The following is an 11,319-nucleotide window of genomic DNA, read 5'->3' as shown; positions in this document are numbered from 1 at the left end:
GTGTTAACAATTGCGGGCAGCAGTATCGGAGGCAGAATTGACTGGCAATTTGAATGGCATGGCTGAAAACCTGTACTTGGGCATCAAGGACCTGCCAATCGTGTCTCCGCATGGTCACTGCGATCCGGGGTGGTTTGCAACCGATGAGCCGTTTCCCAACCCGGCAGAGCTGCTTGTGGTTCCCGACCATTACGTGTTCCGTATGCTCTATTCGCAGGGCGTTCCTTTGTCCGAACTTGGCGTTGGGGAAGAGGGGCGAAAGAAGGATCCCCGCGCCGTTTTTCGCACCTTTGCCGAACACTGGCATCTGTTTCTGGGAACGCCATCCCGGATCTGGATGAGCTACGTGCTGCACGAAACGCTGGGCGTGTCTGAGGCGTTGTCTTCTCGCACGGCTGACCTGATTTATGATGAGATCTCAGAAAAGCTGACGCGTCCCGAATTTCGCCCGAGGGCTTTGTTCGACAGGTTTGGGATCGAGGTTCTGGCCACCACGGATTCCGCTCTTGACGCACTCGTGGAGCATCGGGAGATCCGTACAAGCGGTTGGGGCGGGCGGGTTGTTCCGACGTTCCGCCCAGACGGGGTTTTGGATGGGGCGGACCCGGAGTTCGTACAGAACCTGAATAAGTTGGCCGAGCTGACAGACTGCGATCTGGACAGCTATGATGGCTACCTCAACGCGCTGCGAATGCGGCGGGCTTATTTCATCCAGCTGGGATGTACTGCCACCGACCACGGTATCGAACGCGTGAAGACCGAGTGGCTGGACGACCCGGAAGCGCTGTACCAGCGGCTGAGACGGCGGGAAGGTACCGAACAGGATGCTCGCCGGTTCTATGGGCATATGCTGATCGAAATGGCGCAGATGTCTGTCGATGATGGCCTGACAATGCAGATACATGCTGGCAGCAAGCGCAACACGAACCACGCGGTACTGCGGGACTTCGGACGGGACAAGGGGGCAGACATTCCAATCGCGATGGATTGGGCCACGGGCCTTGAGGCGCTGTTGAACCGGGTCGGTAACTCGGCGGAACTGCGCATCATTCTGTTCACACTGGACGAAAGCACCTATGCCCGCGAACTGGCCCCGATGGCGGGACATTGGCCGTGCCTTCGGATCGGGCCGCCTTGGTGGTTCCACGACAGCCCAGCCGGGATTGCGCGGTATTTCGATCAGGTCGTTGAAACGGCCGGATATTACAATCTGGCCGGATTCAATGACGACACGCGGGCTTTCCTGTCCATTCCTGCACGTCACGACCTGTGGCGACAGGGTGTGGCGATTCATCTGGCGGAGCAGGTTGCGCGCGGCTATTTCGATCGGGACAGTGCCGAGCATCTGGCGCGATTGCTGGCGGTCGATCTGGCGAAACAGGTTTACAGGTTGCAAAGCTAGATGGGTACAGTTCTTCATTTCGGCCTTGGAAACTTTGCCCGGGCGCATTTGCTGGATTACACGGATCAAGCGGGCGGATGGGACGTTGTCGGCGTCAGCCTGCGTTCATCCTCGGTTCGGGATGGATTGGCCCGACAGGGTTTTGAGTACGATTTGTGCGTACAGGGGCAGGGAGTCCGGCGCATCAAAGCTCTGCGAGACGTTCTGGTCGCGCCCAAGGATCGCGCAGAGATATTCGATGTGATGGCGGATGCCGAGATCATTTCGGCAACCGTAACCGAGAAAGGTTATCACTTGGACGCCGCGGGCAAGCTGAACCTTCAGGACCCGGCGATTGCCGCCGATCTGGCAGGGCAAGGGCCTGCGACGCTGATCGGGTTTTTAGCTTATGGCCTTGCGGAACGGCGCAAGCCAGTAACGGTACTAAGTTGTGACAATCGCATGGAAAACGGCAAGACGCTCGAAACGGCAGTTGCCGATTTTGCGGAAGCAGCCGGTCTGGACGTGAATTGGGACTCTGTTTGCTTTCCCAACGCGATGGTCGACCGGATCACACCGGCTACCACGGACGCCGTTCGCGCAATCAGCGGCGATCCTATGGCTGTTCCGACCGAGGCGTTCTCGGAGTGGGTGATCGAAGACAGTTTCGCCGGTCCACACCCGGATTGGCCGGGAGTGCAACTGGTCGATGACGTAGCCCCGCACGAGATGCGAAAGCTGCGCATGCTAAACGGTGCCCATTCCCTGTTGGCTTATGCCGGGTTGGAGCGGGGCCTGACCTACGTCCACGAAGCGGTTCGAGACCCGGTTTTGCGCCCGCTGGTTTCTGAGTTGATGAAGGATGCGGGCGCAACGCTGCCCGCTGCACTGCAAGCACAGGTTCCGGATTATGCAGAGGCTTTGTTGCGCCGCTTTGAAAACCCCGAGCTGGCGCACCGTCTGGACCAAATCGCAATGGATGGCAGCCAGAAGCTGCCGTATCGGTTTGTTCCCACACTCCGTGAGACCGGCTCTCAGGCGGTGATTGCAGGGATGCGGGCCTGGATCTCTTTTTGCATGTCCGAGATCGCAAAGGGCAGGGCGCTGAACGATCCTTGCGCATTGGAAATTGCCTCGGCTGTCAAGCAGCCGGACCCGGTAGCGCCGCTTTTGGGTCTCGTTGGCGCTGAGGATCTCGCGCCACTTATCCGGGAATGATCGCGCCGCGGAATTGAACAACGGTGGAAGCCAAATTGTGTCCAGCCATCAGGGCGTCGGCCTGTGATTTCCCCATCAGCAAGGCCGCGAGGTACCCACCGTTGAAACTGTCGCCCGCCGCTGTCGTATCCAGCACGTTTTTGGCAGGTTCATAGGTTTGGTCAGTGTTCTGACCGATGGACAAAGGGCCATTCTCTCCGCGTTTCAACGCACCAACACCGTGATGATCGGCAAAGCGTGCAGCCACCTGGTCCGCGCTTTCCCCGAACAATGCCATCTCGTCGTCAATGGACGGCAGGGCAATGTCTGCACGTTGCCAAAGCCGTTGGTTAATCTGCCGAGCGTGTTGGACGCTGTCCCAAAGACGCGGACGAAAGTTGCTGTCATATACCAACCGAACGGAAGAGCCTTCGAGCCAGTCCAGAAGCGCAAGCCTGACTGCATGCGGAAGAATGGCCACGGAAATCCCTGACAAGTACAGCACGTCGTAACCGTTCAGCGGGCTGAAGTCGTGATCGGCAAAAAGCTGACGGGCGGCCGCCTCGCTGCGCCAATAGGTAAAGCTGCGTTCACCGTCCGCAGATGTCGTGATCGCGTATAGTCCCGGAGAGGCGTTCGGAATGATGCGGATGCCGGATGTTCCGATGTCATGACTGGCGATGAAGTCCACGATACGCCTCGAGAACGGGTCGTCGCCTAGACATGTCACATACTCCACCTGCAGGTCAGGCGCGGCACGGTGCATGTAGATGGCCGTGTTCAGCGTATCCCCCGCGACGCCCACCTTTGCGCCGGTTTCCAGCATGGACAATTCGATCATTGCTTCGCCGATGCAGGCAATTCGCGTCATTTCTTTTCTCTTTTCCAGATGATGAGACCGGCAGCCATGATCAGCGCAGCCCCCGCCAACGTGAATGCGTCCGGTACCGTGTCAAAGAACAGATAACCCCAGATTGCCACGTAGATTAGGAACGAATAGGTGAATGGCATCAACTGGTTCGCCGTTCCAAACCGATGCGCGTTCGTCAGCAGCTGATGCCCGCACCAGCCAAACACACCAAGGCCGATCAGTACAATCAGGCTCCACGTGTTTTCTGGCTGGACCCAAAACCAGATGGCGAACGGCAACAGGACCACCGTACCGGTAAGCCCGAGGTAGAATTGCATAGTGTCAACGGCAACAACCCCGGACAGCCTGCGCGTCATAATCGAGTACAAAGCCAAAGCGGTGGCATTGTATACGATCAGCAGCATGGTCGGATGAAAGGCCGAACCAAACGGCCGTACGACAACCAACACCCCCAGAAAGCCCAGGATGATAGCCGCCCAACGCCATGGGCCCACGCTTTCTTTCAATACAAAGACGGACAGAAAGCACACGATGACCGGGCTTGAGAACATGATTGCCGACACAACGGTCAGTGGCAAAAACCGTAGGGCATAAAAATTGAAAACGGTCGCCGAGATCAGCAGCAAGGCCCGGCTTATCACCTGCCATGGATGGTCAGTCTTGAACCGACCGGCCTCTATCCCGCCCTTGGCGATCACGCCCACTGAGATCACGAAGTGCCCCGCATAGCGCATGAACGCCAACTGAAATGCTGGCACTCCGGCCAACGCCAACCACTTGGCCCCAAGGTCAACCAACGAAAAGAACAGCCACGCCATCAGCATCAGCACAATGCCAAGGCGCGGCAGGTCAGCGGTGGGGTTGGCGGAGACGGCCATCGATCAGGTGTTGAAACGCTTGACGTAGTAGTCAACCATCTGGCTTACCATGTCATCCGCCTGACCGTGGTCGCGGGCGTCATTCAGCGCCGAAAGCGCGCCCTGCGACATCAAGCTGATAACGCCTGCCTCGCGTGCCATACGGTCATAATACCCAAGGTCTTTTGCCGCGTTCTTGATCGCAAAGGCCAGCTGATTTGGGTCGCTCTCAACGCCATAGGCTTTGACGAAATCCATCATTCCGGAATGCAGCGGCCCTGCGGCCATCACATCATACAGCTGCTTGCGGTCAACACCGGTGATGTCAGCCATGGCAAAGGCTTCGGCCATCGCGTTCGCAACGGTCATTCCGAAGAAGTTGTTGATCAGCTTGATCGTGTGTCCGGACCCAACGGGGCCAAGGTAAAAAACGTTTTCGCCCAAATCTTTCAGTGTCGGCTCGGCCTTGTCAAAAGCAGCCTTGTCGCCAGACGTCATAATGTTGAGCTTGCCTTCCAGCGCGTGTGAAGGTGTCCGGCCAAGCGGTGCATCAAGATAGCTTCCGTCGGCTGCGGCAACCTCCTCGGCCAAGGCGCGTGTACTGCCAGGAAGCGAGGTGCCAAAGTCGATGACAATCGCGCCGGACTTCAATCCCGCAATCACTCCATCTGCACCGTGCATTCGGCTCTCGACCTGTTCGGAGGTGCCCATGCACAGCATCACGATGTCGCTGGCCTGAGCCAGTTCTTGGGCGTTTTGCATCTCGCGGGCGCCTCGGTCAATCGCGGCGTCCAGGTACGTGCGGTCGCGGTTTCCCAATACAGCGACCGAATATCCTTGGTCCAACAGTCGGCTCACCATGGCTCCGCCCATTAGTCCCAAGCCGATAAACCCGATTGATGGTTTGCTCATTGGTTTCCCTTTCCGTGAATGTGTCTGGTTTTTATTCTTGTGTTTGTTGCGGGCGGCTTTGCTTTTTTAATGCTCATATTGCCCGGTGGATAATCATTGGTTTTTGGGTGGTCCGGCATTTGGCCGGGCCGCATGTCCATCAGGCCGGCGCCCGCGCTCGAGTCGTTCGCGCCTTTAGCCCCTGTTCAATCCGTGATGTGACCTCGAGCGTTCGGGCTGCATCCTCGACGTCAATCAGTGGAGGAGCGCCATCGATCACGTCAAGGAAGTGATCCAGCTGCACCTCTAGCGGTGCGCGTTGTTGTTCCGGTCGTGTAAGTTGGTCTTTTTGGGCCGCAGTGCCCCAATCCTGTCCGCGCCACAGGGTCATGGAGGGAAAACTCACAGCGCCACTGGTTCCCGTGATCCAGATCATGTCCTGATGGGTCGTGCCGATGTTCGGGTTTTCGCCGGTTCCGGCCTCAAACCCCCAGGGGCTGGGTGCGGTATCGGCAAAGCTGATAGTGCCCGTCGCGCCGTTTTCGAATGCGATCGCGACAGCCCCGCTTTCGATCCTATCCGACCCGCGGATGGGCGCTCCGGGCAGGGCGACGACATCCGAGATTTCTCCGATCACAAAGCGCAGGACATCGATATCATGCACCAGATTGATCATGACTGGGCTGCCATCGGAAGTCCGCCAGTTCTGTTCAAAATAGCTGTCGGGTTTGCGCATGGCCCACAGCAACGAGACATTGATGACTTGTCCGATCGTACCTTGCGCGATCACCTCCTTCAGGTGTTGCAAGATTGTATGATACCGCCGATGGTGGCCTACAAGACTGCGGACATTGGCCTGGCGAACGGCCGTCTTCAGGCGCAGTGCATCATCGACCGACGCGGCAACCGGCTTTTCGATCAGCATGTGCCAACCGCGGGATGCGGCCAGAATGCCATGTTCGGCATGCAGGCGGGTCGGAGTGGCGATGATGACGCCATCTACCGGGTCCTGCACCTCGTCCATACTAGCAAAACGCGGCGCGTCGATCTGGATCGAGCCATCTGGATCGGCCAACCCGACCAACATGCAGCCGGGATGCTCAATCACGGCGCGGACGTGGCGGATACCGATTAATCCGCCGCCGGCTACAAGGATCCGTTTCACATCACCGCTCCGATTTGCCAGGGAACAAATTCGTAGTCACCCAAGCCCTGCGCCTCGGACTTGGTCCGCGCGCCAGAGGCGACTTGGAGCAGCCGTCGGTATATTTCCTGTCCTTTTTCTTCGACGCTGGCGCCTTTGCTCAGAATGTCGCCCGCATCCACGTCCATGTCCTCGGGCATGCGTGCTGCCAATTCAGAGTTGGTAGCGATTTTCAGCGTGGGTGCCGGTTTGGACCCAAATGCAGAGCCGCGTCCCGTGGTGAAGCACACAAGGTTGCACCCAGCCGCGATCTGCCCGGTCACCGAGGCCGGGTCATATCCGGGGCTGTCCATGAAGGTGAAGCCTTTGGCGGTGATGGGTTCGGCGTATTTGAATACACCGGTCAAAGGGGTGGTGCCGCCCTTCGCCGCTGCCCCCAGCGACTTCTCTAGGATGGTCGTCAGACCCCCTTGCTTGTTGCCGGGGCTTGGGTTGTTGTCCATCGAACCGTGATTGCGAGCGGTATAGTCCTGCCACCAATTGATCAGTCCGATCAGTTTTTCCCCAGTTGTGCGACTAAGGGCGCGGCGGGTCAAAAGGTGTTCGGCTCCGTAAATTTCGGGTGTTTCAGCAAGGACACCTGTGCCGCCTTGCGCAACCAACAGGTCGCAGGCATGTCCGAGCGCCGGGTTCGCGGTCACGCCGGACCAAGCGTCCGAGCCACCGCATTGCAGCGCAACCATCAGTTCGGACGCCGGGGCTTCGCTGCGCCTCGCCTCATTGGCAATGGGCAGCATCTGGTTGATCTTGCTGATGCCCATTTCCACGGTCCGGCGCAATCCGGCGACGTTCTGGATGTTCATCGTCTGGAAGATGGGACTTTGCTTCAGCCCATACGCGTCCAGCAGCCAGTCGATCTGGTTCATCTCGCAGCCTAGACCGACCATCAGAACGGCAGCGTGGTTGGGGTGTTTTGCAAACCCCCACATGACCCGTTGAAGGGCTTCAAAACCGTCGCCGGAATCGGCCATTCCGCAGCCCGTTCCATGGACAAAGGCCACCACGCCGTCGATGTTCGGAAACTCGGCCAGCTTGTCCGGCGTGAAGTGATTGGCGATCATGCGGGCCGCAGTTGCCGAACAGTTCACTGTGGTCAGAACCGCGATGTAATTGCGCGTGCCGACCCGACCGCTGTCCCGGTGGTAGCCCATGAATGTATCGACCGAGGTGGCAGGTTTGGTGGGCCTGTGATCCGTCGCAAACTCGTAGTCCACACTGGTGTTCCGGAACTCGACATTGTGGGTGTGCACATGGTCACCGGGTTCGATCGGTTGGGTGGCGTAACCGATGATCTGGGCGTATTTTCTGACCGGATCGCCGAGCGCAAGATTCCGCGTGGCGACCTTGTGCCCCGAGGGGATGCGCGCATTGGTCGTGACATCCTCGACCATACTGCCGGCCACCAGGTGCCGAGTTGCAACCACCACGCTATCCGTTCGATCTAAACGTACAAAAGTCATAATCAGCTTTCCTGGCGGCAGCAGCTAGGCGCAGAACGGTGAGTCCGATGTCCACCGGTGAATATCTATATGCGGCTTGCCAGACAGTCTTGCTCGCGCCGCCTCCCAATTGGACTTGCAGACGCGCCAATCTCGCAGCTCGGTTTCGGGGCGCGATCTGGACCTCGCGATGAAGCTGGGGAAATGATCTCGACCGGTCGGCTGGCCTGCCGCGCTAAAGCGGATGTCGAACGACCAGCGGAACCGGTCCGTTTTATTGATCAGCGAAGCGTGTGGCGTCAAAGGGTGAAACAGGATGATCCCGCCGGCCTTGACAGGAAGGGGCACGGCGCGGCCTTCATCAATGAACCCGTCGGCAATGCCTGTCTGCGTCCGGGCACAATGTGGCAGGATAGATTGGTCTTGTGCCATTGGCAGCACTTGCAGGCAGCCGTTTTCAACCGTTGCATCGTTGACGGCAATCCAAACCGTGACCATGTCGGTCTGATCAGCATCCTCCAGCGCAACCGCTCGGTCCTGATGCCAGTCCGTTGCGGTGATGTGCGCGCGCACCTCGTCCTTGGACAGCTTCAGGGCAGGTGGCTTCAGCCGAACGTGCTGGATTGGATTGCTCACCAACTCTGGCCCGATCAGCTGCTCGACGATGTCAAGCATGGGACGGGCCGTCAGCAAGTCGAACACTGCGGGCCCAATATGGAACGGTGTGTCCGCCATGATCCGATCGCCGGGCAGCGAGATGTCCAGCGGCTGGAAATAGTCGCATCCGGCCTGATAGGCGGACAGAAGTTTGTCCCAGAAGGTCATTCCGGACGGCTCATCCTTGACCAGTCCTTTTTTGTACCAACAGTCATAGAGCCGGTTCAGGACATCCGAGTATTCCGCTTGCACCCGACCCAGGACATCGCGGGGAATTACATCCTCAACCACGAGGTATCCATCGGTCTGGAACTTGCCAATTTGATCCTGTGTCAGCATGGGTGCAACCTCACAACAGCAGCGCGATGATGCCCGGCCAAATCAGAAGAACGGAAAGCGCCAGCAACTGGATCCCGATGAATGGCAGGAAGCCGCGGAAGATATCCGTCAGGCTAATATGTGGCGGGGCCACCGACTTCAGGTAGAACGCGGCCGGGCCGAAAGGGGGCGAGAGGAAGCTGACCTGCATGTTCATACAGAACACGACGCCGAACCAGATGGCGACATGACTCGGCTCCAACTGGCCAAAGACTCCGATTTCCTCGATAGGAAGGCGCAGGACGATCGGGAGAAAGACCGGAATGATCAACAGTACGATGCCGACCCAATCCATGAATGCGCCCATGAACAGCAAGATTAGCATCATTACCAGAATGACCAACATGGTCGGCAGCTCCTGGCCGACGATCAGGTCGGCCACGTATTGGGGCCCGCCAGCAATGGTGTAGGCACCCGCCAGCGCGGCGGCCCCGATCGTAACCCAGATGATGGTGCCTGTGGATTTTAACGTCCGCATCAAGCTGTCCCAAACCAGCTCGAACGATCCTTCGCCCCGCAGGATGGCGATGATCAGAACGGCGAAGGCGCCCATGCCTGCAGCCTCAGTGATCCCTGTGATCCCGCCATAGATCGAACCGAGCACGACGCCGATTACGACCAGCGGCGCGACGAGACCCTTGCCCATTTCCCAACCGATTTTTGCGCGTTGTCTGCCAAAGACGAAGAAAATCAGCAGAAGGGCGACGATCGTGATGCCGGCAAACCAGGGCAGGTAGTCAGCCGTTCCCAGCCTCGCGGGCTCACCCTGGCTGGCAGCGTTCGAGCCTGAGAGCTCGAAAAACGCGGCCCGGATAAACAGAACGGTGGAAAATCCGGCGACGACGATGCTCATGAAGGCACCAAACAGTTTGCGTTTCTCGGCTGGTTCGGGGTCGTTCGGGTCCGGTTCCGGCAGCGGAGCGTGATGAGGATTCAACCGCGTGCGGATGATGATGTACAGGATGATCATCGAGGCCAGCATGAAGCCGGGAATGAAAGACGCGGTGAACAGCGACTTGATCGAGGTTTCGGTGATCAGCCCATAGATGATCAGAACGATCGAGGGAGGGATCATGGTGCCCAGCGACCCAGAGGCGCAGATGACGCCGATCGCGAGATTCTGATCGTAGCCCAGGCGCAGCATCTGGGGCAGGGCGATAAGGCCCAGCAGGACAACCTCACCGCCGATGATGCCGGACATGGCTGCCATGATCACCGCCATGATCGAAGTCACGATCGCGATGCCGCCGCGTGTTCTGGACAGCCAGACATTCAGCGACGAATACATGTCGCGCGCGATCCCGGACCGCTCTAGCAGCGACGCCATGAAGATAAACAATGGCACGGATATGAGCACGTAGTCCGTTAAGAGCCCGTATATCTTCTGCGCCAGGATATAGAGCGGCCCAGTCCCTGGCCGACCGGTGAGAATCCCGTCGCCGAATGAAAACGGGTTTAAAAGCAGTGTCGGTTCGAACTTGAGCACAAGAACCAGAACCGCAAGCGAAGCCGAGGCCAGACCCAAGGGCATCCCGATCGCCAGAAGCACAATCAGGGCGACCATCAGGATGAGTGAGATTGTTCCAATGTCCATCAGTCTTGTCCCACCGCCCGTTTGATCATTTCAATTTCGTCTTCGTCCGGTTCATCTGTGTGGATTTCCGGTTCTTTGTTCCAATCCGCGACCAAGTTCAAAATTGCTTGCATTGCGACGAGCGTAATCACGATCAGCACCATCGGCTGCAACGTCGCCGGGATCGGAGGATTGAAGGCAGAGCCATAAAGCTCCCATTTGTAGAGCTTGTTGACGAACACCTGTTTGTAGCTGCCGTAGACAAGAAAGAAGGCAAATAGCACGATCAGTATAGTCGAAACCGTATCAAAAACGCGCTGAAGCCAACGTGGAACTGCGTCGTACATCAGGAATATTCGAATGTGACTGCGTTGCTGCATGGCGTAGTAGCCAGACATTAAAAACACAAAGCTGGCGAACCAGAGTGTCATTTCGTTCGCCCACTCGGTCGGCTTCTCCAGGATATAACGCATGAAGACTTCGTAGAGCATGACGACAGTCATGATTGCGATCATCATCATCGTCACTCGACCTATGAACAGGGCGAAACGGTCCATAACCGTCGAGCCTTCGAACTCCATCGTCGCCGGGCGCACGGTCTTGGTACCAATCACTGCAAGAAACGGTAGAAGGACGAGCGCGGCCATGTCGATGATGTCGACATACCCCCCGAATACGCCAGACAATTCGGGCGTAACGTCGCTGCGAAGATATATTTCAGTTACCTGACTTTTGAGGGATTCAGAGGTGTAAGGCAGCCAGTCCAATAGGAATGCGGGAAGATGCCAAACAAGCCAACTGGCTGTTGCGACGAAGGCCAACGGTATGAGCCATTCAATTAGTCCGCCTGAGTTCTTGTGCATCGCGTAAC

9 protein-coding genes and 1 pseudogene are annotated in these 11,319 nt (G+C 57.9%); 2 read left to right on the top strand and 8 right to left on the bottom strand.

Going from position 1 to position 11,319, the window contains the following annotated elements; all coding sequences use genetic code 11:
* Nucleotides 1-58: 58 nt before the first annotated feature.
* The gene (uxaC, locus tag ACR0AW_RS05360) at nt 59-1,402 is read left to right on the top strand and encodes a glucuronate isomerase (RefSeq protein WP_170733504.1); all 1,344 of its coding nucleotides are present in this window, start codon (nt 59-61) and stop codon (nt 1,400-1,402) included.
* Complete coding sequence (locus ACR0AW_RS05355) at nt 1,403-2,599, top strand: mannitol dehydrogenase family protein (protein WP_170733461.1); 1,197 nt, start codon at nt 1,403-1,405, stop codon at nt 2,597-2,599.
* Here ACR0AW_RS05355 and ACR0AW_RS05350 read toward each other — a convergent pair.
* The 8 genes and pseudogenes from ACR0AW_RS05350 to ACR0AW_RS05315 all read right to left on the bottom strand — a co-directional run bounded on the left by ACR0AW_RS05350 (nt 2,586) and on the right by ACR0AW_RS05315 (nt 11,311).
* Nucleotides 2,586-3,449 carry a sugar kinase gene (locus tag ACR0AW_RS05350; RefSeq protein ID WP_170733460.1) on the bottom strand — a complete coding sequence of 288 codons (864 nt, stop codon included), beginning with the start codon at nt 3,447-3,449 and terminating at the stop codon, nt 2,586-2,588. The two genes, ACR0AW_RS05355 and ACR0AW_RS05350, sit on opposite strands and share 14 nt — an antisense overlap.
* The gene (locus ACR0AW_RS05345) at nt 3,446-4,327 is read right to left on the bottom strand and encodes a DMT family transporter (RefSeq protein WP_170396161.1); all 882 of its coding nucleotides are present in this window, start codon (nt 4,325-4,327) and stop codon (nt 3,446-3,448) included. Before ACR0AW_RS05345 ends, ACR0AW_RS05350 begins: the two co-directional genes overlap by 4 nt.
* 3 nt (nt 4,328-4,330) lie before the next feature.
* Nucleotides 4,331-5,251 (bottom strand): annotated as a pseudogene (locus ACR0AW_RS05340) (NAD(P)-dependent oxidoreductase); the annotation flags it as partial.
* A gap of 106 nt (nt 5,252-5,357) precedes the next feature.
* The gene (locus ACR0AW_RS05335) at nt 5,358-6,362 is read right to left on the bottom strand and encodes a Gfo/Idh/MocA family protein (RefSeq protein ID WP_170733458.1); all 1,005 of its coding nucleotides are present in this window, start codon (nt 6,360-6,362) and stop codon (nt 5,358-5,360) included.
* Nucleotides 6,359-7,861 (bottom strand): altronate dehydratase family protein, encoded by a 1,503-nt coding sequence (locus ACR0AW_RS05330; RefSeq protein WP_170733457.1) that lies wholly within the window; start codon nt 7,859-7,861, stop codon nt 6,359-6,361. Before ACR0AW_RS05330 ends, ACR0AW_RS05335 begins: the two co-directional genes overlap by 4 nt.
* 24 nt (nt 7,862-7,885) lie before the next feature.
* Entirely contained in the window at nt 7,886-8,836 is a 951-nt protein-coding gene (locus tag ACR0AW_RS05325) for a phytanoyl-CoA dioxygenase family protein (RefSeq protein ID WP_170423968.1), read from the bottom strand.
* A 10-nt stretch (nt 8,837-8,846) separates the two neighbouring features.
* A complete protein-coding gene (locus ACR0AW_RS05320) occupies nt 8,847-10,469 on the bottom strand; it encodes a TRAP transporter large permease (protein ID WP_170403499.1) in 1,623 nt (540 codons plus the stop codon).
* The gene (locus tag ACR0AW_RS05315) at nt 10,469-11,311 is read right to left on the bottom strand and encodes a TRAP transporter small permease subunit (protein ID WP_255612041.1); all 843 of its coding nucleotides are present in this window, start codon (nt 11,309-11,311) and stop codon (nt 10,469-10,471) included. The genes ACR0AW_RS05320 and ACR0AW_RS05315 overlap by 1 nt, the downstream gene beginning before the upstream one ends.
* Between the last annotated feature and the right edge of the window lie 8 nt (nt 11,312-11,319).

The sequence above is a fragment of the Ruegeria sp. C5 genome (assembly GCF_056537605.1).
This window is presented reverse-complemented; position numbering and strand designations above follow the sequence as displayed.